Annotated in this window: 18 protein-coding genes, 1 tRNA gene, 1 rRNA gene and 2 pseudogenes; 8 read left to right on the top strand and 14 right to left on the bottom strand. The window is 70.4% G+C overall.

The genetic code is table 11. The features are described 5' to 3' along the window. Positions 1 to 209: 209 nt before the first annotated feature. The 4 genes and pseudogenes from ACH4T9_RS05190 to ACH4T9_RS05175 all read right to left on the bottom strand — a co-directional run. The gene (locus ACH4T9_RS05190) at positions 210 to 1,241 is read right to left on the bottom strand and encodes a hypothetical protein (RefSeq protein ID WP_396670697.1); all 1,032 of its coding nucleotides are present in this window, start codon (positions 1,239 to 1,241) and stop codon (positions 210 to 212) included. Between the two features lie 205 nt (positions 1,242 to 1,446). Further along, positions 1,447 to 2,583, bottom strand: a complete 1,137-nt coding sequence (locus tag ACH4T9_RS05185) for a YaaC family protein (RefSeq protein WP_396670698.1) — start codon at positions 2,581 to 2,583, stop codon at positions 1,447 to 1,449. Positions 2,584 to 2,820: 237 nt separating this feature from the next. Further along, positions 2,821 to 3,063 carry a hypothetical protein gene (locus ACH4T9_RS05180; RefSeq protein ID WP_396670699.1) on the bottom strand — a complete coding sequence of 81 codons (243 nt, stop codon included), beginning with the start codon at positions 3,061 to 3,063 and terminating at the stop codon, positions 2,821 to 2,823. A 445-nt stretch (positions 3,064 to 3,508) separates the two neighbouring features. Beyond that, a pseudogene (locus tag ACH4T9_RS05175) lies at positions 3,509 to 3,970 on the bottom strand (IS5 family transposase); the annotation flags it as partial. Between the two features lie 25 nt (positions 3,971 to 3,995). Here ACH4T9_RS05175 and ACH4T9_RS05170 point away from each other — a divergent pair. After that, positions 3,996 to 4,751: pseudogene (locus ACH4T9_RS05170) on the top strand (tyrosine-type recombinase/integrase); the annotation flags it as partial. A gap of 74 nt (positions 4,752 to 4,825) precedes the next feature. Here the strand turns inward: ACH4T9_RS05170 and ACH4T9_RS05165 are convergent. Next, positions 4,826 to 4,912, bottom strand: a tRNA-Ser gene (locus ACH4T9_RS05165). A gap of 75 nt (positions 4,913 to 4,987) precedes the next feature. On the opposite strand from ACH4T9_RS05165, the gene deoD reads away from it, so the two are divergent. Beyond that, positions 4,988 to 5,695 (top strand): purine-nucleoside phosphorylase, encoded by a 708-nt coding sequence (gene deoD, locus ACH4T9_RS05160; protein WP_396670700.1) that lies wholly within the window; start codon positions 4,988 to 4,990, stop codon positions 5,693 to 5,695. Between the two features lie 132 nt (positions 5,696 to 5,827). Here deoD and ACH4T9_RS05155 read toward each other — a convergent pair whose 3' ends face one another. From ACH4T9_RS05155 to ACH4T9_RS05140, 4 genes are all read right to left on the bottom strand, one after another. Then, on the bottom strand, positions 5,828 to 6,301 hold the full coding sequence (locus tag ACH4T9_RS05155) for a nucleoside deaminase (RefSeq protein WP_396670773.1): 474 nt from the start codon (positions 6,299 to 6,301) through the stop codon (positions 5,828 to 5,830). A 211-nt stretch (positions 6,302 to 6,512) separates the two neighbouring features. Further along, positions 6,513 to 7,043 carry a tRNA adenosine deaminase-associated protein gene (locus ACH4T9_RS05150; protein WP_396670701.1) on the bottom strand — a complete coding sequence of 177 codons (531 nt, stop codon included), beginning with the start codon at positions 7,041 to 7,043 and terminating at the stop codon, positions 6,513 to 6,515. Positions 7,044 to 7,171: 128 nt separating this feature from the next. Next, positions 7,172 to 7,339 (bottom strand): hypothetical protein, encoded by a 168-nt coding sequence (locus ACH4T9_RS05145; protein WP_387026420.1) that lies wholly within the window; start codon positions 7,337 to 7,339, stop codon positions 7,172 to 7,174. Between the two features lie 174 nt (positions 7,340 to 7,513). Next, positions 7,514 to 7,903 (bottom strand): hypothetical protein, encoded by a 390-nt coding sequence (locus tag ACH4T9_RS05140; protein ID WP_396670702.1) that lies wholly within the window; start codon positions 7,901 to 7,903, stop codon positions 7,514 to 7,516. Between the two features lie 136 nt (positions 7,904 to 8,039). On the opposite strand from ACH4T9_RS05140, the gene ACH4T9_RS05135 reads away from it, so the two are divergent. From ACH4T9_RS05135 to ACH4T9_RS05125, 3 genes are all read left to right on the top strand, one after another. Next, positions 8,040 to 8,801, top strand: a complete 762-nt coding sequence (locus ACH4T9_RS05135; RefSeq protein ID WP_396670703.1) for a M23 family metallopeptidase — start codon at positions 8,040 to 8,042, stop codon at positions 8,799 to 8,801. Between the two features lie 208 nt (positions 8,802 to 9,009). Further along, positions 9,010 to 11,913, top strand: coding sequence for a glycosyl hydrolase (locus tag ACH4T9_RS05130; protein WP_396670704.1), 2,904 nt, complete (start codon positions 9,010 to 9,012; stop codon positions 11,911 to 11,913). A gap of 70 nt (positions 11,914 to 11,983) precedes the next feature. Next, entirely contained in the window at positions 11,984 to 13,048 is a 1,065-nt protein-coding gene (locus ACH4T9_RS05125; RefSeq protein WP_396670705.1) for a PHP domain-containing protein, read from the top strand. On the opposite strand, the gene ACH4T9_RS05120 is transcribed toward ACH4T9_RS05125, so the two are convergent. After that, positions 13,049 to 14,116, bottom strand: a complete 1,068-nt coding sequence (locus ACH4T9_RS05120) for a DMT family transporter (RefSeq protein WP_396670706.1) — start codon at positions 14,114 to 14,116, stop codon at positions 13,049 to 13,051. It lies immediately after the preceding gene. Positions 14,117 to 14,232: 116 nt separating this feature from the next. On the opposite strand from ACH4T9_RS05120, the gene ACH4T9_RS05115 reads away from it, so the two are divergent. Next, positions 14,233 to 14,832 carry a Uma2 family endonuclease gene (locus tag ACH4T9_RS05115; RefSeq protein ID WP_396670707.1) on the top strand — a complete coding sequence of 200 codons (600 nt, stop codon included), beginning with the start codon at positions 14,233 to 14,235 and terminating at the stop codon, positions 14,830 to 14,832. A gap of 52 nt (positions 14,833 to 14,884) precedes the next feature. Beyond that, positions 14,885 to 16,555 (top strand): DUF885 domain-containing protein, encoded by a 1,671-nt coding sequence (locus ACH4T9_RS05110; RefSeq protein ID WP_396670708.1) that lies wholly within the window; start codon positions 14,885 to 14,887, stop codon positions 16,553 to 16,555. 105 nt (positions 16,556 to 16,660) lie between these two features. Here ACH4T9_RS05110 and ACH4T9_RS05105 read toward each other — a convergent pair whose 3' ends face one another. Together ACH4T9_RS05105 and ACH4T9_RS05100 are read right to left on the bottom strand one after the other, a co-directional pair. Beyond that, the gene (locus tag ACH4T9_RS05105; RefSeq protein WP_396670709.1) at positions 16,661 to 18,256 is read right to left on the bottom strand and encodes a DUF6114 domain-containing protein; all 1,596 of its coding nucleotides are present in this window, start codon (positions 18,254 to 18,256) and stop codon (positions 16,661 to 16,663) included. Positions 18,257 to 18,334: 78 nt separating this feature from the next. Next, positions 18,335 to 18,877, bottom strand: coding sequence for a DUF6230 family protein (locus ACH4T9_RS05100; RefSeq protein ID WP_396670774.1), 543 nt, complete (start codon positions 18,875 to 18,877; stop codon positions 18,335 to 18,337). A 699-nt stretch (positions 18,878 to 19,576) separates the two neighbouring features. Here ACH4T9_RS05100 and ACH4T9_RS05095 point away from each other — a divergent pair. Further along, entirely contained in the window at positions 19,577 to 21,391 is a 1,815-nt protein-coding gene (locus ACH4T9_RS05095) for a VanW family protein (protein WP_396670710.1), read from the top strand. A gap of 95 nt (positions 21,392 to 21,486) precedes the next feature. On the opposite strand, the gene ACH4T9_RS05090 is transcribed toward ACH4T9_RS05095, so the two are convergent. Both ACH4T9_RS05090 and rrf read right to left on the bottom strand, forming a co-directional pair. Beyond that, positions 21,487 to 22,113 (bottom strand): NADPH-dependent F420 reductase, encoded by a 627-nt coding sequence (locus ACH4T9_RS05090; protein WP_396670711.1) that lies wholly within the window; start codon positions 22,111 to 22,113, stop codon positions 21,487 to 21,489. Positions 22,114 to 22,365: 252 nt separating this feature from the next. Continuing rightward, a 5S ribosomal RNA gene (gene rrf, locus ACH4T9_RS05085) occupies positions 22,366 to 22,458 on the bottom strand; the annotation flags it as partial.

The raw sequence follows: 22,458 nt of genomic DNA, 5'->3' as shown, positions 1-22,458 counted from the left end.
CGGCCAAGTGCGGGAAGCCGGCCTGCCTAGCTCGAGGTTGCGGCCCTAGCTCGGGATAAGGCCCAGCCGGCATGAACGGCCCTCACTCGTTCAAACGCCCCGCGCCACCGTGCATCTCATCCCAGCTCGGGCACCAGCGTCACGACGACCTGCCGCTGACCAAGACCTCAGAGCAATAGGGGATATTCGCCGAACGTATTCGGCCAAGCCTACCCCCGGAAGAGTACCCGGAAATTGGGATCTTGAGCGTTCATGGAGTATTTTACTCGCTCCATTAGATAGAAGTCGAAGGCCATCATTTTGGTGGTTGACCCGTCACCAAGATCCGCGATCATCTCGGCCGCCTGAACGACTCTAAGCAATTCGACGGGGTCCAGGATATGAAAGAAAACTTCATTCTCTTCGGCAATTCCGGCGAAGAACGAGGAGTCATACTTGTCAGCCCCCGCAAGGAGGGATAAGTCTGGAACCAAAACGATTAGGTGTGGAGGTTGATCGGTGCTTACCGGAAGTTGTCTGCCAGCTTCGTCGAGGACCGGCAAGCCACGCCGCACACTGCGCACTGCCCCCAAAAGCTGTTTGGAGGCTTTCTCGACATGCTTCGCTATATCCCGAGACAGGCGCCTCCGGTCGGGAAGCGTTGGTCGCCCAAAAATCGTCAACGTCTTAGATTCGACGAAGAAGCACCCGAGGGGGTACGCTAGTAGCAAATCAGTCAACTCGCGGTACTGACCGTTCTCCTCCACCTGGGGGCTGTGCACGACACCTGCAGGATGGAGGTTATCCACCAGCCAGACCGCCAGTTTTTCTTGGTGCAATCCCTCATTGTCCAAGGAGATAGAGAGCCCACTTGCGCCGCCGCGATTAAGAATGAGATTCGCGTTGATTGTCGTCCAGGACGAAATACGTTCGCCTTCCACAGTTACGGTTTCTGCCGCCCCCTTGCGCCACGCGTTAAACGCTTCACGCGCGGCCGCTTCCCACCCCTCCATACCCGAGTCAAAAATCTCCGTCCCGTGCATGAACTCGTTGAGATCTCCCGCTTTGATGCGAAGATTAAATCTGGCATAAGCAACGTTTACTGCAAGCTCGTTGAAAAGAAAGACTTCGCATTGACTACTTACAAGGGCCAACTTGAGCGCGGTAGCTTCATCGTCTGATTCTATGTAAGACCAAGCCATGCCAGACCGCTCAGGGTCGTCCTTCATATCCACCCCAAATACGGCCAGGTTGTCACGCACGCGGATTGTGACTAGATCCAAGGTGGAGCTCATCATGAGATACTTCAGGAGCAAGGACTCGGCCTTTATGAGCAGAGTTGGCTCCCGCCCACCGCCCTGCCCCCTAGCCATCGTCATCCGCACCAACGACGGCGTTGCCAGGAACTCCGATCGGTGTCTACTGGATAGCAGATGCACGGTCACCACCTATTTTCGAGTTGGGCTCTTAGCAGGCGCCCGCGACTTGTCGCAACGTTATAAGCAGCAAATCAGGCAAGGCCGTGCGGGATTCGTGCAGCAAATACTCGACGGCCGCCGCATATGGACTTGCATTGATGTCAATGCAGGCGGCCCACTCTGCCGGCTGATAGCGCGCGAGCATCGACAGGGTGTAAAGCACGACCCACCAGGCCATCAGCGGATGGAGCGGACCTGTTCCCGGCAGAACCTCGGGCAGAAGATAGTACGAGCCTTGACCGTAAGGAGTGAGCACCGCATGGAGCTGGTCGCGACGAACCTCCTCAGCGACTGGGTACTTCGGTCCCGCGTACCAGTTGAGCCGGACACGAACTGTGTCGTAGCCTGCCTCGCTCCAATACTGTGGCACGCCTAGCTGGGTAGTAACCGGGACGTAACCGACAGCCGTCGGGTAAGCCGCCATAAATTTGTGGAAGCCATCGGCGGTTGCGTCCAATCGGGCTAGGTATCCAGGAATGCCGGACACATCGGCACTAACCAGGGGGTGCTGCTCCGCCCCGCTTAGAGGATCGGCGATCAGGGCAGTCCGACGGTCGCCACTGGCCCTCAGCGGCTTATTGATGAGCTCTGGCAAGGTATCCCATAGCTGGGCGAACGTCGGTGCCTGGGGCTTGCCCCACAACGGGGAACCCAGGATCAACGACAGGCGGACGAAACTGGTCTGCCTAGATCGGGGCTTGTCTGCCGTGTCGGTGAGGACCGCAATGTCCGGCAGGTCGGCAGTCAGGTTCCGTGCTTGGATTCCGTGGCCGGACAGGTTCCATTCACCATCACCCGAATCTTCGGCTGCGGCGGCAATGGCGCGTCCTGCCTGTGACAGGCCGTAGAACTGCAAGAGCGGACTCGATGCAGGGCCAGCGGTCCGGGCCGCTCGGAACAGCTCCTCAGCCTGCTGCAAAGCAGCAACATATGTTGCACGACGACGATCATCACCAGCTGCCGCCCCTGGTGGGTTATACCGGGTACCGCGCAGCTCCGACCAGATGTCGTCGGTACGGATTCTCACAAGCACGATCTTGAACTGCTGCGGGGTCGGGTGTCCAGCCACATATCCGGCAGTGCTCGTCGGATAGAGGTCAGGGCCCCATTTCATCTCAACAGCCACGGGACCGTCTAAACTGGCATCATTTGCCTCTCACTCCCCCTCTGACCACCGAACCCACGCCTTCCACCGTGTCGCACCCTGCCGCTAGGTTGCTCTCCCGGGGACGGCTGAGAGCGAGGCGTACCGTGTCCGTGGCTGATGGTCCGACGAATGCCTGGCTGATGCCGGCCGTCGGGCCCTTCGCCACACCGCCGTTTGCTCGCCTGGCTGCTCGGCGCAGGCCGCGGCCGTCGGTGCTCAGCGCAATAATGAGGTGTGGCGACAGCGCAGCGGCCAGTCGGTGGACCACTCGGGGTTGATTGGCGTGCGACTGGGGTGCCGATCGACGGCAACCTCAGGGAGGATTCCATTCCATCGTTCATCCAGCTCTGGGATGCGGTTCGGGCTGCCATGGATGACCTCTACACTCGCGACTCGAATCTGCTCGGAACGACTGAACGCGCAGTCGTCGGCCGCCTGATGGTCTACCTCGATAGGCACCTAGCTCCTCTGTCGCAGGACGGCCTAGTGCTCGACCAGGACTATGAGCGCGCTGGTCATGTGACGAAAAGACTGGTTGGTAAGGGTTTGCGGGCCCGGAAGGTTGTCCCGGACCTCGTCTTCCATCGACGGCGCGACCGAGGTCCGGCCGGCAACCTACTTGCGATCGAGGTCAAGACCGACAGCCGACCGAACGGACGTCTCCATGACTTCGCCAAGCTCTCAGTACTCACCGGGCATGTCACGCAGGCTATCGCCTACGACAGGTGCCTGCGCCTCCACGGCGATCCGGCTCCACTGCGACAGAGCGAGAAGGGCATGGTCGGCCTTCCTGACGGGATGCACCCATACCGCGATGGGCTGTGGCTCCTCCTCGAACCAGCCGGCATCCGATGCTGGTGGTGGTCGAATGGGAGAGGACCCCAACTCCTCAGCACTACAACTCCTAACTCTTTGAGTTTTGGAGTCGGCGCCAGCAGATGATGGCGCAGGCGAGGGTGAGGAAGGCTTCTTGGATGTCGTCGCGGATCTCCCAGCGGATGCGCAGGCGGCGGAACCAGTGCAGCAGGGCGATGGTCTGCTCGACGACCCACCGTCGGGCGCCGAGTCCAGAGCCGTGTCCGATGCCGCGTCGGGCGATGACCGGGGTGATGCCCTTGGCCCGAAGCTGTCGGCGGTAGCAGTCGTAGTCGTAGCCACGGTCGACGTAGAGCCGCTGCGGTCGTTGCCGGGGACGGCCGCGGATGCCCCTGATCTTGGGAAGCTTGTCGACCAGGGGCATGAGCTGGGTGACGTCGTGACGGTTGCCGCCGGTCAGACTCGCGGCGAGGGGGATGCCGCCCGCGTCGGTGATGACGTGGTGTTTCGAGCCCGGCTTGCGGCGGTCGACCGGGCTCGGACCTGTTTTGGGCCGCCCTTGAGTTAGGAGTTGTAAGAACGCGGCGACCCTCGCCAAGGCTCCCCGCCCACCAGAGAGTGAAATCGAGCCGTACTCGGTCTCCGACGTACAACGGTTGATGGCTGCCACCCGCGGTCGGCGCTACAGCGCGCGGTGGGCGGTCGCGCTGGCCCTCGGCCTACGCCAAGGGGAAGCGCTCGGCCTGCGGTGGTCAGACGTCGACCTCGACGCCGGGACGCTGACCGTTCGGCGCGGCCGACAGCGGCCGAGGTGGAAGCACGGGTGCAGTTCGCCGTGCGGACGGAAGCACGGCGGGCACTGCCCGGATCGCCGACAGGTACGCGCGGACACCGCTGAGACCAAGTCGCGGGCCGGGTGGCGCAGCATCGGGCTGCCTGACGAGCTGGTGGCGCTGCTCCGCAAGCGCCGCGGGGAAGAGGAGCAGGAGCGCTTCACTGCCGCCCAGCTCTGGGAGGGTGGCGACTGGCTGTTCGCCACGCCAACCGGCGGCCCGGTCAACCCGCGGACGGACTACGACGAGTGGAAACGATTACTCAAGCTCGCCGGACTGCGAGACGGCCGGCTGAATGACGCCCGCCACACCGTCGCGACGGTGCTACTGATCCTCGGCGTGGCCGAACGAGCGGTGATGGGCATCATGGGCTGGTCGAATTCGGCGATGGCCGCCCGGTACCAGCACCTCACCTCGCAGGTGCGTCGAGACATCGCCAAGCGCGTCGGCCGGCTGCTCTGGGACAGCCCGGCAGAGGAGTCGGAGACGGCCTCTTGAGCACAAACTGAGACCACATGCAGAACGCCCGGCCGATCCTCGCGGATCGTCCGGGCGTTCTCGCATGTCACGAGCGGTGGCGGCGGGATTTGAACCCGCGGAGGGCGTAAACCCTCACACGCTTTCGAGGCGTGCTCCTTAGGCCACTCGGACACGCCACCGCCGAGAAGGGTACAGGACGCCGGGTCTGGACGCCGAACCGGTATCACCCGGACCGGCCTGGCAGGATCTTTGCCATGAGTACGCACATCGGCGCGAAGCCGGGAGAGATCGCCGAACGGGTCCTGATGCCGGGTGACCCGCTGCGGGCCAAGTGGATCGCGGAGACCTACCTCGAGGGTGCCAGGTGCTACTCGACGGTTCGGGGCATGCTGGGCTTCACCGGCCGCTGGAACGGCGTGGAGGTCTCCGTCCAGGGCTCCGGCATGGGCATGCCGTCGGCCTCCATCTACGCCCACGAGCTGGTCAACGACTACGGCGTGAAGTCCCTGATCCGGGTCGGCTCCTGTGGGGCGCTCGCCGAGGACCTCCAACTGCGGGACGTGGTGGCGGCGATCGGCTCCTCCACCGACTCGAACATGAACCGGATGCGCTTCGACGGGCTGATCGACTACGCCCCGGTCGCCGACTTCGGGCTGCTGCGTACCTCGGTCGAGGTGGCCGAGCGGCGCGGCGTCGCCATGCGGGTGGGCCCGATCCTCGCGGCGGACGCCTTCTACACCGACCGCCCCGACCTGTACGACACGCTCGCCGACTACGGCGTGCTGGCCGTGGAGATGGAGTCCGCGGCGCTCTACACGATCGCCGCCCGGTTCAAGGCCCGGGCGCTGACCATCCTCACGGTCAGCGACCACATCAAGACCGGCGAGAAGACCACCTCGGAGGAGCGCGAGCAGACCTTCTCCCAGATGGTGGAGATCGGCCTGGACACCATCATCGCCTGACCACTCCCGTACCCCAGGGTCGCGCTCGATCCGGGAAACGGTGGCGTCCGGTTGCCCCGGAGGACACCACATCCGGGATCGAGCGCGATCCTGCCCACGGCCCACGGGCCACGCCACCGGCGGAGCCGCGCTTCAGCGGAAGAAGGCTCGCAGGACGGCGGAGTTCTCGGCCTCCAGCACTCCCCCGTACACCTCGGGGCGGTGGTTGAGGCGGCGGTCGCGCAGCACGTCCCAGAGCGAGCCGGCGGCCCCGGTCTTGGGCTCCCACGCCCCGAAGACCACGGTCGGGATCCGGGCCAGCACGATCGCCCCGGCGCACATCGTGCACGGTTCGAGGGTCACCACCAGGGTGCAGTCGTCGAGCCGCCAGCGGCCCAGGCGCTCGGCGGCCCGGCGCAGCGCCAGCACCTCCGCGTGCGCGGTCGGATCCCCGGTCAGCTCCCGCTCGTTGCGCCCGGCGGCCAGCTCGGTCCCGTCCGGGCCGTAGACCACGGCGCCCACCGGCACGTCGTCCACCCCCATGGCCTCCGCCGCCATGTCCCCCGCCGCCGGGCCGGTGACGGTCGGTTCCGGGCCGGTGACGGCCACCTGGAGCGCCCGGCGCATCCACAGCTCGTGCCGCTGCCGGCGGCCGGGCCCGTCCAGCTCCGCCAGGCCCTCGTCCGCGCCCGGGCCGACCCGCCCGACCGCGCCCGGGGCCGGCTGGCCCGGTCGCACGGTCCCCAGCGCCGGGTCGGTCGCATCGGCCGGCTCGGCGGCACCCGTCGCCGCCGACCCGCCCCCGGCCAGCCCGGCCCCGTCGGTGGAGGGCGGCGGATCAGACGCCACGCAACTCCTCGACCTCGTCCACGCATCCGAGGATCTGACACACCTCGGCGGTGACGTCGGCCGGCAGCATCCCCTCGTGCGTGCAGAGGGCCAGCAGCCGTTGCGCGGAGATACCCAGGTCAGCCAGGAGGTCCGCGTCGCCGACCGGGTCGGCCTCCGGGTCGACCGCCGGCTGCTCGTTGTCGTCGTCGCCTCCGGTCGCGTTCGACCGGGGCTCCTCGGTGTCGTCGAAGTCGGTGACCGACCCCTTGAGGTCCCCGACCAGCAGGGCGCCGAGCCGGGACTCCTCGGCGTACGCGGAGTCGGATCCGAAGACCCGCAGGTCCTCGGCCTCGTCGAGGCGCAGGACGACCAGGTAGGCATCGTCGGCCTCGACGAAGAGCAGCGACAGGTCGGCGTCCGGCTCGACGTCGCGCAGCCGGTCGGCGACCTCGTCGATGTCGGTGGCGCCGCGCAGGTTCACCTCGGCGGCAGTCCAGCCGCCCTCGTCGCGCACCACGGCGGCAGCGAAGTACGACACGGTCCCCCCAAATAGCCTCGGCACTACTCGCCGACTTGTTACGCGTGCACGGTAACCGGTCGGATCGGCACGCGACCGGTCAACGCCCCGAAGGGCCGGTCAATCCGTGGAAAGTGTGGTGTGCCGGTTCAGCCGTCGACGCGACGCCGGGTGGCGATCAGCTGCCGCAACTGCTCGGTGCGGGCGCGCTGCGGCCGGTCCTGCCTGCGTACCGCCCGGGCCCCCGCCAGCTCGGCGAGGATCTGTAGGCGGCGGCGGCTCCGCTCGGGATCGGGGCGGGAGGTGGTCCAGGCCATACCGCCGAGGGTGCGCCGTCGGAGCGGGTACGTCAAGACGGGACTTCCGTGCGCAGCCGGGCCGTGACCGTCGGTGCTCGGCGACCCGGCCGGAGCCGGCGGCGGGTCCCTGCCGCAGGGCTGGTGGTGGCGCGGCGGGGTGCGGTCACCGACCTCGCGCCGCCCGTTGCGGTCTCACCACAGGGGCCAGTCGCCGACGCTCGCCCAGCGCACGGCGACCACGGCGGCGGCGACGCTCCAGCCTCCGGCGGTGACGATGGCGACCCCGGTGGCCACCCCCCGGTCGCCGAACCGGACGAGCGCCAGGGCGGCCAGCCAGGCCAGCCCGCCGGCGAGGACGGTCCACCAGGCGTATCCGGGGACGTCGCGGCCGAGCAGGCCGAACAGCACCAGCCAGGCGGCGGCGAGCGCGCCGCCGGAGGCGACGCCCGCCCCGGTGACGGGGTGCGGTTCGCGCCAGGTCGGCCGGGCCGGCGGCCCGGAGGGGAAGAGCCCCGAGGGGGTACGCGAACCGGGGCGCCCCGGTTCCGGGTGGGTCGGGAGGGCAGGCTGCCACGTCGTCACCGTCACTCCTTCCGAGCCGGCGCTACCGCACCGAGCGGTCGGCCAGCCTGAGCGGTCCGGCCGGCGCGCGGGACGGGTGCCGGCGGCGCCCCGGACCGTACCGGCCCAACCGTAACCGTTCTGTCAGGATGATCGGATGTCCTCGCCCTTCTCGCGCCGGCGCAGCGAGCGTGCGGCGTACCCGGTCCTGCTGCTGCTCGCGCCGGTGCTGGCCGCCGGCTGCTCGGCGCCGCCGTCCGCCGCGCCGAGCAGCGGCGGGTGGGGCGGGCCAACGGCCCCGGCCACCGCCGATCAGCCGGCCACGCCGACGGCCTCGCCGGCGCCGACGGCCGCCCGGCCGTCGGCGTCGGCGTCGGCCTCGCCGACCCGGGCCGGCCTGCGGCACGTCTTCCCGGTGCGCGCAAGCAACGTCGACTACCACCCGACCCACTCCGCGTACCCCGGGACGGACATCTTCGCCGACTGCGGCGATCCGGTGGTGGCGGTCACCGACGGGACGATTCTCGAGGTGAGTCGGGTGGACCGGTTCGACCGGCGGGGACCGCTGGGGCCGAACAACGGGGGCCTGTCGGTGTCGCTGCTGGGCGACGACGGGGTGCGCTACTACGGCTCGCACCTCAGCGCGATCACCTCGGGGATCGACGCGGGGGACCGGGTGCGGGCCGGCCAGCAGATCGGCAGGGTGGGACGGACGGGCAACGCGAACAACGTCTGCCATGTGCACTTCGGCATCTCGCCTGCCTGCACGGGCCGGGGCGACTGGTGGATCCGGCGCGGGGTGGTCTGGCCGGCCCGCTACCTCGACTCGTGGCGGCGGCACGGCAACCGGGAGCCGGCCGCCGAGGTGGGCGCGTGGCGGCGGAAACACGGGTGCCCGAAGGCCCCGACAGCGGGCTGACCAGCCCGGACGGGCCGCCCGACGGGAGCGGGCCCGCCCTTCGGCCAATCGCGACATCACGGCTTAACCGGTCGGACACATTGACGCATGTCTTGGCAAGCGGTTAACGTCCATTGATGAGAGAGCGCTCTCACAGAAGACGAACCTCCCGATTACCACCAAACGCCGCCGCCGGCCGGTCCGGCGTCCCCGCGCGATGGAGGCACCCGTGACACCTCCCGCACCACACCGCCACCGCCTCTGGGCCCTCGCCTCGACCACCGTCCTCGCCCTCGTCGCCGGCGGCCTCGCCGTCGCCGCCGACACCGCCCCCGCCGAGGCCGCCCCGGTCGGCGCGGGCAGCTACACCACCACCCCGGTCGGCCCGTTGCCCTCCGGGTGCGGCCAGCTCTCCACCAACCCCCGGCAGTTCGTCACCGCCGACGCGCCCGCCGGTGCCGTGCCCACCAACGACTGGTGGTCGTCGCTGCTGTTCAAGCGCACCGACTGCGCCTACAGCGAGCCGCTGCACGCCCATCCGCTCTCCTACGACACGTTCACCGACGGGCTGGGTTTCTCCGCCAACTCGACCCCGGCGATCAGCGGCACCGCCACCGGCGTCGGCGAGTTCCACTACCCGTACGTGCAGGACATCCGCGTCGGGGTGGCCGGACTGGCCGCGCCGACCGTGAAGGTGGCCAACTGGACCGACTGGACCGTCACTCCGTACTGGAGCGACGGGGCCCGGACCATGCGCGCCACCATCGGCCACGGGCTGCCGCTCGCGTACTTCCAGACCACCGGCGGTGACGCGGTGGTCAGCGCCAACAGCACCCCGACCGTCTGGTCGAACAGCGGCGCCACCATCGGCTTCACCGTCGCCGGCCACGACTACGTCGGATACGCCCCGACCGGGGCGAGCTGGACGGTCAGCGGCGGCCGGATCTCGTCCACGCTGGCCGGCAAGGGCTACTTCTCCCTCGCCCTGTTGCCCACCACCGCGAGCAGCACCGCGCAGGAGCGCGCCGACCTGGCCGCCTCCTACGGCCGGTACGCGCACGCCCACGTCACCGGCACCCGGGTCTCGTACGCCTACGACCAGGCGAGCAGCCGGATGACCACCACGTACGCGTTCACCACCACGGCCCGGGAGGGCACCGCCACCCAGACCGTGGTGAGCCTCTACCCGCACCAGTGGAAGGCGCTGACCGGGTCCACCCCGATCACCCAGAGCTACCCGTCGGCGCGGGGCCGGATGAAGGTGCTCACCGGCGTCAGCCAGTTCCGCACCGCCATGACCTTCCAGGGGGTGTTGCCCGAACTGCCCGCCGTCGGCGACGGCTCCGGCGCCGACCTGACCACGCTGCGCGACCAGCTCGCCGCCGTCCGGGGCAACCCGATGGACCAGCGGGGCGGGGACACGTACTGGACCGGCAAGGGCCTCGGCCGGGCCGCCCGGATCGCCGAGGTTGCCGACCTGGTCAACGACACCGCCACCCGGGACAGCGCGCTGAACGCCATCCGGGCCACCCTCACCGACTGGTTCACCGCCTCGCCCGGCAAGGCCGCGAAGGTCTTCTACTACGACCAGAACTGGGGCACCCTGATCGGCTACCCGGCGTCGTACGGGTCCGACCAGGAGCTCAACGACCACCACTTCCACTACGGCTACTTCATCGCCGCGGCGGCCACCCTGGCCAAGTACGACCCGCAGTGGGCCACCGACGCCCGCTACGGCGGCATGGTGGACCTGCTCATCCGGGACGCCGACAACTACGACCGCAACGACACCCGGTTCCCGTACCTGCGGGACTTCGACATCTACGCCGGCCACGACTGGGCCTCCGGGCACGGCTCGTTCGGCGCCGGCAACAACCAGGAGTCCTCGTCGGAGGGGATGAACTTCGCCAACGCCCTGATCCAGTGGGGCCAGGCCACCGGCGACACCGCCGTCCGCGACGCCGGCATCTTCCTCTACACCACCCAGGCGGCGACGATCCAGGAGTACTGGTTCGACCACGCCAACGAGAACTTCCCGGCCGCCTTCGGGCACTCCACGGTCGGCATGGTGTGGGGCGACGGCGGGGCGTACTCGACCTGGTTCAGCGCCGAGCCGGAGATGATCCAGGGCATCAACCTGCTGCCGGTCACCGGCGGCCACCTCTACCTCGGCTACGACCCGGCGTACGTCCGGACCAACTGGGCGGAACTGGTCCGCAACAACGGCGGGCAGCCGACGGTGTGGCAGGACATCCTCTGGCAGTTCCAGGCGCTCGGCGACGGCAACGCGGCGCTGTCGAGCCTGCGGGCGAACCCCGGCTACACACCGGAGGAGGGCGAGAGCCGGGCGCACACCTTCCACTGGATCCGCAACCTCGCCGCGCTCGGCACCGTCGACACCACGGTCAGCGCGAACCACCCGCTGAGCGCCGTCTTCACCCGCAACGGGGCACGGACGTACGTGGCGTCGAACATCACCGCGGCGCCGATCACCGTCCGGTTCTCCGACGGGACCACGCTCGCGGTGGCGGCCGGGAAGACGGCCACCACCGGGGCGTACACCTGGAGCGGCGGCAACGCGACCGGCGGCGGCCCGGGGCCGTCGCCGACCCCGACTCCGACCAGCCCGACGCCGACCCCGACCCCCACCACCACCCCGTCGCCGTCCGGCTCGTCGACGCGGTACCTGCTCACCGGCGGCGGCCTCGGCGCGGCCGGCGGCGCGGCCACCACGACGGTGGTGGCGGCGAACGGCAACCACGACGGCACCCCGACCAACGCCCGGGTGTTCACCGCGACCGGCCTCAACCTCGGGTACGTCGGCGGGCAGACGTCATTCGACCTGTTCCTCGACGCCGGCGCCGCGGTCGGCAACGGGGTGCAGGTGCGGGTCTCCTACGACCTGACCGGCAACGGGAGTTGGGACCGGGTGGAGACGTACCGCTACTTCGCCACCGACCCGGTCACCGGATACGAGCACTACACCCAGGCCGCCGGGCTGGCCTCCAGCAGCGGGACGCTCGGCAACCTGACCGGCGGCACGGTCAGGGTGGAGGTCTGGTCGGCGATCGGCAACAACCCCACCACCCTCGGGCTCGGCAACCAGTCGGTCGTGAAACTGCCGTACTCCTGATCCGACGCACCACCACCCCCGCGCCGCCGGTCGTCCCCGACCGGCGGCGCGGGCGCGTAGGTTGCAGGACATGACCGCCCGGGACCCCGTCGCCGACCTCCGCCGCATCGCCTTCCTGCTGGAACGGGCCAACGAGGCGACGTACCGGGTCCGGGCGTTCCGGTCGGCGGCGAAGGTCCTGGCCGCGCTGCCGGCACAGGAGGCCGCCGAGCGGGCCCGCGCCGGGACGCTCACCGACCTGGCCGGGGTCGGCGACGTCACCGCACGCTGCGTCGCCGAGTCGCTGGCCGGTGAGGAGCCGGTCTACCTGCGCCGACTGGTCGCCACGGAGGGCACCGACCTGGACGCCGCGGCCACCGCGCTGCGCACGGCGCTGCGCGGCGACTGCCACACCCACTCCGACTGGTCCGACGGCGGCTCGCCGATCGAGGAGATGGCGCTCGCGGCGGTCGAGCTGGGCCACGAGTACGTCGTGCTGACCGACCACTCCCCCCGCCTGAAGGTGGCCCGTGGGCTGACCGCGGACCGGCTGCGCAAGCAACTCGACCACGTGGCGGCGGTCAACGCGGCGCTGCCCGAGGGGTTCCGCATCCTCACCGGGATCGAGGTGGACATCCTCGCCGACGGCTCACTCGACCAGGACGAGGAGCTGCTGGCCCGCCTCGACGTGGTGGTCGGCTCGGTGCACAGCGGACTGAGCGACGAGCGGGGCAGGATGACCCGGCGGATGCTGGCCGCGATCGCCGACCCGCACCTGGACATCCTCGGCCACTGCACCGGCCGGATGGTCGCCTCCCGTCCCGCCGGGGTGAAGGGGCCGGGCGACCGGGCGCACCGGCCGCGTACCCGGGCCGAGAGCGACTTCGACGCGGACGCCGTCTTCGCCGCCTGCGCCGAGCACGACGTCGCCGTCGAGATCAACTCCCGCCCCGAGCGGCAGGATCCGCCGAAGCGGCTGATCCGCCGGGCCCTGGAGGCCGGCTGCCGGTTCGCGATCAACACCGACGCCCATGCCCCGGGGCAGCTCGACTGGCAGCGGTTCGGCTGCGAGCGGGCGGCGCTGTGCGGCGTCCCCGCCGATCGGGTGGTCAACACCTGGCCGGCGGACCGCCTGGTGGAGTGGGCCCGGGGCTGATCAGCCGACGGCGGGCCCGGTGGCCGGCACACCCCGGCCGCCCCCGTCGGCGGCCGGGGTGGCCCGCCCGTCGACCGCGGGGGCGGCCGTCTTCCCGACCGCCGCCGGGCCGGGAGGAGTCCCGGTCGGGCCGGGAGCCCCCGCCGGTCGCCTGCGCCGGCCGAGCAGGCCCTGCGTCACCGCCACCCCGGCCAGCACGACCAGCGCGCCGACCGGCTGGTGCCAGTTCAGCCGCTCGTCGAGCGCCAGCGCCCCGATCAGCACCGCGAAGATCGGAATCAGGTAGGTCACCGTGGAGGCGGTGCTCGCCCCGGCGACCCGGATGTTGCGCAGGTTGATCACGAAGGCGAGCCCGGTGCCGAGCGCGCCCAGCGCGAGCACGCTGGCGAGCACCTCGGCCGAGAGGCCGGTGGGCAGCGGCGGCGCCCCCGCCACCAGCGGCCCCACCACGGCGAGTTGGGCGGTCGCCAGCAGAAGCTGGGCCGCCGACAGCGACACCCCGGAGTGGGAACTGCCCGCGATGAACCGCTTCTGGTACGGGATGGCGATGCCGTAGCAGACCGCCGCGCCGAGGCACATGAGCTGGCCGGTGAAGTGCGCCCCGCCGACGCCCTCCCAGACGCCCAGCACCACGAGCACCCCGGCGAAGCCCAGCCCCAGCCCGACCGCGCTGCGCCGGGTCAACCGTTCGGTGCGGAACACCAGCACCGCCATCGGCAGCACGACCAGCGGCGTGGTGGCGTTCCAGATCCCGGCGAGCATCGACTCGACCCGCTGCTCGCCGTACCCGAAGAGGGTGAACGGCAGGGCCACGCCGAGGGCCGCGGCCACGAAGAGGTGGGCCCACACCCGGGGCTCCCGGGGCAGCCGGTCGCGCAGCAGCGGGAGCACGACGAGCAGGGTCAGCGCCCCGGCGGCGACCCGGTAGAGGGTGAGGTGCAGCGGGTGCAGCTCGCGGACGCCGATCTTGATGAACAGGAAGCTGGAGCCCCAGATCGCGGCGAGCGCGAGGAAACCCGGCAGCCAGCTGCGCAGCGCCGACCTGTCAGGGGTGATGTCCGGTGTCACTCCTGACACTCTGCCGGAGCCGTACGACGAAGTCCCGCGCTTTTCGGCCGTCGTGTCCCGCGCCACAGAAACCACCTAGAGTGGTGGTGCGTTGACCAGCCGAGGAGGTGCCCCCGATGGCGATGCCGATGCGTTTCGACCCGCTCGTCGACCTCGACGGGATCTGGACGACCCAGCTCGCGGAGCGTTACCTCCCGCTGCCGGAGCTGCCCGATGCGCGGTACGAGTGCATCGACGGAAGGTTGGTCATGACGCCCGCTGAGGTCGGCACGAACAGTTACGGCGAGGGCAAGTTGATCCGCATCCTGGGGCCCACCGCCGAGGCCGCCGGCTTCTATGTGTACGGCCAGGTGAACCTGACCTTCGCGCCGCAGCGCTGGATCCAGCCGGACGTCACGGTGCTGCACGACCTGCCGAAGACCGACGAGGAGGACCGGTGGATCCCGGTCCATCTGTGCACGATGGCCGTCGAGTTCGTCTCGCCCGGCAGCCGCCGGCAGGACTTCGTCGACAAGCCGCGCCGGTGCGCGGAGGGTCGGGTGCCGTACTTCATGCGGGTCGAGATCTCCCGCCGGCTGCGGCACGCGGCGGTCGAGCTGTTCACCCTCGGCAAGTTCGGTGGCTACGACACCGTCACGCGGGCGGTCAGCGGGGAGCGGCTCCAGGCCGACGCGCCGTTCCCGATCGACTTCGACCCGGCCGGGTTGCTGCCCTGAACACGCCAAACAGGTCGACGGGGCGGCGGCGTGGTCGCGTAGGGTCGCAGCCGTGGGACGAATCGATGACCTCGCCGACCGGTACGTCGCAGACTGGGCTCCGCTGAGCCCGACCGGCGCGACCTATGTCGGCATCGCCGGACACGACGATCAACTGGACGACCTGTCGCCGGAGGGCTATGCGGCCCGGGCCGACCTGACCCGGCGCACCCTCGCCGATCTCGACGTCACCGAACCCGAGTCGGAGTCGGAGCGGACCGCCAAGGAGGCCATGCAGGAGCGCCTCGGCCTGGACCTCGCCCGGTACGACACCGGCGAGACGACCAGCGAGGTCAACGTCATCGCCAGCGGCCTGCACGAACTCCGCATGGTGTTCGACCTGATGCCGACCGGGAGCGCCGACGCGCAGGCCGACATCGCCACCCGGCTCAACCGGTTCGCCGGCGCCCTGGAGGGCTACAAGACGACGCTGCGTGAGGCGGCCTCGTCCGGGAAGGTCAGCTCGAAGACCCAACTCGTCGAGGTCGCGAAGCAGTGCGACGTCTGGACGGATCCAAACGGCGACAACTTCTTCCACGGCCTGGTCGAGCGGCTCGGCGCGGACGGCACGCTCGGCGCGGAGCTGCGCCGGGGCGCGGCGGCGGCCACCGCGGCCACCGCCGGGTTCGGCCAGTTCCTCCGCGACGAGTTGGCCCCGTTCGGGCGGGACAAGCAGGCCGCCGGCCGGGAGCGGTACGAGCTGGCCTCGCAGTACTTCCTCGGCGCGAAGGTCGACCTCGACGAGACGTACGCCTGGGGGTTCGCCGAGCTGGCCCGGCTGGAGTCCGAGATGCGGACGGTGTCCGGCCGGATCGTCGGGCCGGGCGCGACCGTCGACGAGGCGGTGGCCGCGCTGGACGCCGACCCGGCCCGCACGATCCAGGGCAAGGAGGCGTTCCGGGACTGGATGCAGGCCCTTGCCGACAAGGCGGTCAGCGAGCTGCACGGCACCCACTTCGACATCCCGGAGCAGGTCCGCCGCATCGAGTGCTGCCTCGCCCCGACCAGCGACGGAGCGATCTACTACACCGGCCCGAGCGAGGACTTCTCCCGCCCCGGGCGGATGTGGTGGGCGGTGCCGCAGGGAATCACCGACTTCTCCACCTGGCGCGAGGTGACCACGGTCTACCACGAGGGCGTCCCGGGCCACCATCTCCAGATCGGGCAGACCGCCGTGCGGGCCGGCCTGCTCAACCGCTGGCAGCGGCTGCTCTGCTGGGTCTCCGGGCACGGCGAGGGCTGGGCGCTCTACTCGGAGCGGCTGATGGACGAGCTGGGTTACCTGGATGACCCGGGCGACAAGCTCGGCATGCTCGACGGGCAGGCGTTCCGGGCCGCCCGGGTGATCGTCGACATCGGCATGCACCTGGAGCTGGAGATCCCGAAGGACAACCCGTTCGGCTTCCACCCCGGGGAGCGGTGGACCCCGGCACTGGGCTGGGAGTTCATGCGGGCGCACTGCCGGGTGCCGGACGAGAACCTGCGCTTCGAGCTGAACCGCTACCTCGGCTGGCCGGGGCAGGCCCCCTCGTACAAGGTGGGCGAGCGGATCTGGCTCCAGGCCCGCGAGGACGCCAAGGCCCGCAAGGGCGCCGACTTCGACCTCAGGGAGTTCCACCGGCAGGCGCTGGACCTCGGGGCGCTGGGGCTCGACCCGCTACGCCGGGCGTTGGCCCGGATCTGAGGCGACGACGGCGGCCGGGGGCCAGGGGCGAACCCTTGGCTCCCGGCCGCCGCGCGGTGTCCGGGGCCGGCGTGGCCGCTGGTCCCCGTCCGGCGGGTGGCCGGGTCAGGCCAGGCTGAGCTTGAGTTCCGGCTTCGCGGTCAGGACGTCGCTGTCGACGTACGCCAGGTCGATGACCGGGTCGGTGAAGGTGATCGGAATCGGCGAGGTGATCGGGATCCCGTCCGGGAACGGCAGGTCCGGAGCGAGGGTGATCTTGATGTCGAGCAGTCGCCCGACGAACCGGGTGGCGTAGAAGGCCACGTCGCCCTGGACGGTCAGCCGGTCGGTGGCGTACCGCATGGTCTTCCCGCCAGGGCCGCCGGCCTGGAGCAGGAAGTCGTCTGTGACGGCCTTGTCCATGCTGAACTTGAGCGTCCTGAGCTTGCCCGCGCCGGTGTCCAGCTCGACGATCCCCTCGAACCGCAGCCCGGTCATGGTGACCTCGGAGCCGGTGAGCTTCGACGGCTCCGCCGCGACCCGGGGCTGGCCGGGCTCGGCCGCGATCCGGGGCAGCGGCTTGCCGGGCTTCACCTCGCCCGGATCGGTGGGCTTCGGGGTGGCGCACCCGGGGCCGTCGGGGGTGGGCTTGCCGGTGCCGGCCGGTGCGTCCGGGGTGGGCTCGGCCGACGAGGTCGGCCTGCGGGTCGGGGCGGCGGTCGCCGCAGTGGTGGCCCGCGCCGTTACCCCGGCGGCCCCGGTCCCGCCGGCCGCCGGCGCGCCGTCGCCGCCGGTGAGCAGGTCGCCGATGCCGTCGATGGTGTCGGTGATCAGGTTGCCGCCCGGTGTCTTCCCCGGGCTGGGACTCGGGCTCGGGGTGGAGGTGGGGCTCTCGCCGGCCGGGTCGGACACCGACGGACTCACGGCGGTCGGGCTCGCGCTCGTCCGTGACGGGGTGGGGCAGAGCGTGGCCGGCGCGGCCTGCACGGGGCTGTGGTCGCGCAGCGCGAGCGCCCCGACGGCCGAGACGCTGAGCAGCACCAGGGTGATCGCGAGCAGCTTCGAGTCCTGGTACGGGCCGCCCTGCTGCCGGCCGACCGGCCCGACCGGCGGCAGCAACTGGGTGCTGTCGTGGTCCCGGTCGGCGGGCGACGGCTCGCGCAGCGGGTTTCGGGGTCGGGGCGGGGTGTCGGTGAGCGGGCCGGTGATGTCCTCGCCCGGCTCCGACCGGGGCATCAGCTCGTCGACGAGCGCCGGTTCGTCGTCGCGCTCACCGTCGTCCGGCCGGGCGGTCGGGTCCGGCTCGGCCGGTGCGGTGGCGGTGGCCGGCCGGCGGTACGGCACCCAGGCGAAGCCGAGGGCGCTGCCGACCATGCCGAACAGCAGGCCGACGAAGAAGCCGCCGAGGTTGACCCCGATGAGTGAGAAGACGGCGGTGACCGCGCCGACGATCGCGTAGAACATCCGCTGCTGCGGGGTGAACCACATCAGCATCCCGCAGGCCACCAGGATGACCGGGATCAGCCAGGACAGGAAGCCGGTCGGCCCCGTCTGGAAGGTGAGGTCGCTGAGGCTCATCTGGGTGGTGAAGAAGATCTCCACCCCGGCCAGCGCGGTGAACAGCCCGCCCCAGAAGGGTCGGCTCCGTCGCCAGCGGCGGAAGCCGCGCCACGCCTGACTGAGCCTGCCCGACCGGGCGTGCTGCGGGTTGGCGGTCGTCACTACTCCTCCTGGCGGTGTTCGCTGGTCACGGGGCAGGACCGAGGCCGGTGGAGGGCGCCCTCCACGGTCGGGGGCGGCTCAGAAGCACTCCTTGGCGTCCTTGCCCATGTTGACCTTCAGCTTCAGCCCGTTGAGGGTGAAGATCGCGGCGCTGGTGGAGCGGGTCACCTGCTCGACCCCGATGATCGTGACGTGGTCGGCGCTCTGCCCGAAGGACTTGGGGGTGGCCCCGGAATTCAGGTCGGTGGCGTCCCGGCCGATCTTGATGTTCTCGAAGGTGGCGTCGCCACCGAGGGAGTCCATGTCGATCAGCAGGCCCCTGGCGGTCGCCGGCTTGCCCCCGCCCCCGGCGTTGATGGTGAGCACGATCGGCATGTCCGGCACCTTCACCGACTGGCAGAGGTCGTAGAGTTCGGCGCTGGTGATCTCGGAGACGGCCACCGGGTGTGCGGTGCCGTCCTTCTCCCTGACGAACCCGCCGTACTGCTTGAAGCCGTCGCCCTCCAGCTTCGAGGCCCCGACCTTGAAGGTCTGGCCGGAGACGGCGAACGAGGCCGCGATCGCGCCGTTGGCCATGCCGAAGACGATGGCGCCGGCGACGGCGGTCGCGGGCACCATCATCGCGGCGAAACGCCACCAACGGGTGCCGCCCTGCGACAGACGGTCTTCCGATTCCTTCACGGGTCCTCCTGGGACGGAGCCCACCGAGCGCGGTGGCCGCTCGGGAGGGGAAGCTGCGGGTGGTGGTGCCGGGGTCCGCCGTACCCGGCGGACGGCGCGGGCTGCGGATTGGATGCTCCCGCGAAGGGAGCCGGCTCACAAGCCCCTTGCTACTGACCGGTAACCATCTCGCGACACGGAGATCGACATCGATCACCATGAGTCAACGCCCGCCGGAGAATCCACCCGGGCAAATCGGGCAGAGTGCAACAGGGTGCGCCCAATGCTTCACGTGGGGTAGTCGCGAGACCCGGCGGTAACTTTTTGGTAACGAGAGGCTGAAAAGTCGCTGCAAGTGATTCGCCGGCTCCGCCAGCCGCGCCGAGGCCCACTCCGGGTCCCCGCGCAGCGCGGCCGCCCGGTCGAGACATCCGCCTCCGTACGCCAGCATCCGCTCGTCCGTCTCCGCCCACCCTGCAACGGCCGCCTGGCCCGGAACGAACCGGCACCGGGGCGGCGACGCACACCCGGTGCGGCGGGCGTCGACACGCTGCGCGGACGAGGCCGGGGCGCAGACTGCCGCTCCGCCCGGCCGTTGGTTACCGTAGGTGTCCTCCGGGTGGGGGCCACCCCACGTGGTACGTACCGATCGAGGTTGCTGTGACTCTGTACGGCGAAACACGACCGCCCGCCGATGACCGGCCCACCGTCAAGGTGACCGCGGTGAGCTGGCCGGACGACGAGCCGGAGCCCAGCGCGGCGACCGTCCCCGGCGGCGGCGGGCCGGGCCCCCGTTCCCGGCGACTGCGGATCCTGCTTGCCGCCGGCGTCACCACGGTGGTCCTGGGCGCCGTGGCCGGTGCCGGCGCGTACGCCTACGCCGGCGACGTCCCGCGCGGCACCAGCGTCCTCGGCACCGAACTCGGCGGACGCAGCCGCACCGACGCGATCCGGGACCTGCGCACGGAGCTGGACCGGGCCAGCTCTCTCACCGCCCCGCTGCGGTTGACCGTCGGGGAACGGACCGTCGAGGTCAAGCCCGCCGACGTGGGGCTCACGGTGGACGTCGAGGCCACCGTCGACGCGGCAGCCAAAGCACGGGCCCACCCGGTGAGCCGCCTCGTCGGCTCCCGCACCGTCGCGCCGGTGGTGACCGTCGACCCCGCCCGGCTCGACGCCGCCCTGCGCAAGGCCGCCGGCGACCAGACCCGCGAATGGACCGTGCCGGCGATCATCTTCACCGGTACGACCCCGAAGCCGGTCCGCCCGAAACCCGGCCTCGCGCTCGACCCGCAGCGCTCGGCCCAGGCGGTCCGGGACGGCTGGCTCACCGGCCAGCCGGTGACCGTGCCGCTGGTGGAGACCCGGCCGACGACGACCGACGAGGAGGTCAGCCGGCTCGTCGCCGAGCTGGCCCGCCCCGCTGTCGCCGCCCCGGTGACGCTCCGCACGCCCAAGGGCGCGGTCACCATCCCGCCCACCGCCATCGCCCGGGGCCTGCGCTTCACCGCCGACGACAGCGGGAAGCTCAGCCCCCGCATCGACGTGAAGCGGCTACGCTCCGCCCTCGGCGGCAAGCTGGACGCCATCGAGGTGGAACCCCGCGACGCCCGGATGACCGTCACCGGCGGCAAGCCGACGCCGATCGACGGCCGGCCCGGCAAGCAGCTCGACGCGACCGCACTCAGCCGCGACCTGCTCGCCGTGCTGCCCCGCACCGACGACCGCACCGTCACCGGCCAGCTCACGGAGACCCAGCCAAAGGTGACCACGGCGAAGCTGGCCGGGCTCGGCATCAAGGAGCGGGTGTCCCGCTTCACCACCCACTTCACCGGCGGCCTCTCCTCGCCCCGCAGCCAGAACATCGTCCAGGTCGCCAAGGAGGTCGACGGCACCGTCGTGCTGCCCGGCGAGACGTTCTCGCTCAACGGCCACACCGGCGAGCGCGGCTACGACCAGGGGTACCAGGACGCGCCGGTGATCCTCGACGGCAAGCTCGTCCCCGGTGTGGGCGGCGGCGTCTCCCAGTTCACCACCACCCTGTTCAACGCGACCTACTACGCCGGGCTGGAAGACGTCGAGCACAAGCCGCACTCGTACTGGTTCAGCCGGTACCCGGCGGTCATCGAGTCGACGATCTTCTGGCCGAACCTCGACTTCAAGTTCCGCAACAACACCCCGTACGGCGTCCTCATCGACACCTCGCACACCGCCGGCTCGGTGACTGTGTCGATCTGGAGCACGAAGATCTACGACAGCGTCAAGACGGAGTACGGCCCCCGCCGGGGCATCACCAGCCCGAAGACGATCCAGCTGGAAGCCGGCCCGTCTTGCATCTCCAGCAACGGCATCGACGGCTTCACCCAGGACGCCTTCCGGATCATCAAGAAGGCCGGCAAGGTAATCAAGCGGGAGAAGTTCACCTGGCGATACCTGGCCGAGCCCCGCTACGTCTGCGGCCGGGCCGGCGACTGAGCGCCCGTCGGACCCCAGCACACGAATGCCCCGCCGGCAACGCCAGCGGGGCATTCTTCTCTATCGGGTACGCGGAACGTCGCCCCGGCGGTCGCTCAGGGCCGCGCTGCGGCCAGCCCCTGGCGTACGCCGGCCGCGTCGAGGTTCGTGCCGTAGACGGGGGTGTCCGGCTGCTGCCGCCAGCTCTCGTCGAGGGTGCCGGCGTCGACCGGGTCGAAGCCGAGTGCGTCGACCAGCTCCATCACGATCCGCTTGGCCTCGGCGTCGTCGCCGGCCACCGGCAGGGCGATCCGATCGGCCGCGCCGGCAGGGTGACCGTTCTCCAGCAGGTGCTGGGCCTGGATGTTGTTGAACGCCTTCACCACCCGGGCGCCCTTGAGGTGCTCGGCGGTCCACCGGCTGGAGCTGAGGCTGCGGTCCAGCAGCTCGGCGATGTCCCCGTCCCGCTGCGGGTAGTAGTTGTCGGCGTCGACTACGACCTTGCCCTCGAAGAGTTCCGCGGGCAGCGCCGGCACCGCCAGCAGCGGAATCGCGATCACCACCAGGTCGGCATGGTCGGCGGCCTGCTCCACGGTCCCTGCGGTCGCCCCTGTTTCCTGGGCAAGCTCGGTGAGGGACGCCGGCCCGCGTGAGTTGGCCACCGTCACGTCGTGACCCAGGGCGCGCAGCCGACGGGTGAGGGTGCCACCGATGTGCCCCGACCCGATAATTCCGATCTTCATGACCACTCCTGCCTCCGCCTGTCGGCGGTCAGATCCGGTCGAACTGTGGGCAGGTACCCCGACCCGCGCGTCCCAAGAGTGCTGGAGGCATACGCCACGTACGGTTTTCCGGCCACGATCGCGGGGAACGCCGCGTCGGCGCGTCCCTCAGCGACGCTACCGAGCCCGGTGGCACCGACGGGAGGCGTTCACGGAAATGGTCACGGAAACGCGTCAGGGCCACCCCCGAAGGGGTGGCCCTGACCGAAAAATGTCCGGCGGCGTCCTACTCTCCCACACCCTCCCGAGTGCAGTACCATCGGCGCTGGAGGGCTTAGCTTCCGGGTTCGGAATGTAACCGGGCGT

This window comes from Micromonospora sp. NPDC020750 (assembly GCF_044334565.1).
Lineage (GTDB): Bacteria > Actinomycetota > Actinomycetes > Mycobacteriales > Micromonosporaceae > Micromonospora.
This window is presented reverse-complemented; position numbering and strand designations above follow the sequence as displayed.

Bases quoted from the DNA above. Each gene is read 5' to 3' on its own strand.
- ACH4T9_RS05135 (WP_396670703.1), top strand. From the start codon at position 8,040: ATGTCCTCGCCCTTCTCGCGCCGGCGCAGCGAGCGTGCGGCGTACCCG.
- ACH4T9_RS05115 (WP_396670707.1), top strand. From the start codon at position 14,233: ATGGCGATGCCGATGCGTTTCGACCCGCTCGTCGACCTCGACGGGATC.
- ACH4T9_RS05155 (WP_396670773.1), bottom strand. From the start codon at position 6,301: ATGCGCCGGGCGCTCCAGGTGGCCGTCACCGGCCCGGAACCGACCGTC.
- ACH4T9_RS05145 (WP_387026420.1), bottom strand. From the start codon at position 7,339: ATGGCCTGGACCACCTCCCGCCCCGATCCCGAGCGGAGCCGCCGCCGC.
- ACH4T9_RS05090 (WP_396670711.1), bottom strand. From the start codon at position 22,113: ATGAAGATCGGAATTATCGGGTCGGGGCACATCGGTGGCACCCTCACC.
- deoD (WP_396670700.1), top strand. From the start codon at position 4,988: ATGAGTACGCACATCGGCGCGAAGCCGGGAGAGATCGCCGAACGGGTC.
- ACH4T9_RS05125 (WP_396670705.1), top strand. From the start codon at position 11,984: ATGACCGCCCGGGACCCCGTCGCCGACCTCCGCCGCATCGCCTTCCTG.
- ACH4T9_RS05100 (WP_396670774.1), bottom strand. From the start codon at position 18,877: ATGATGGTGCCCGCGACCGCCGTCGCCGGCGCCATCGTCTTCGGCATG.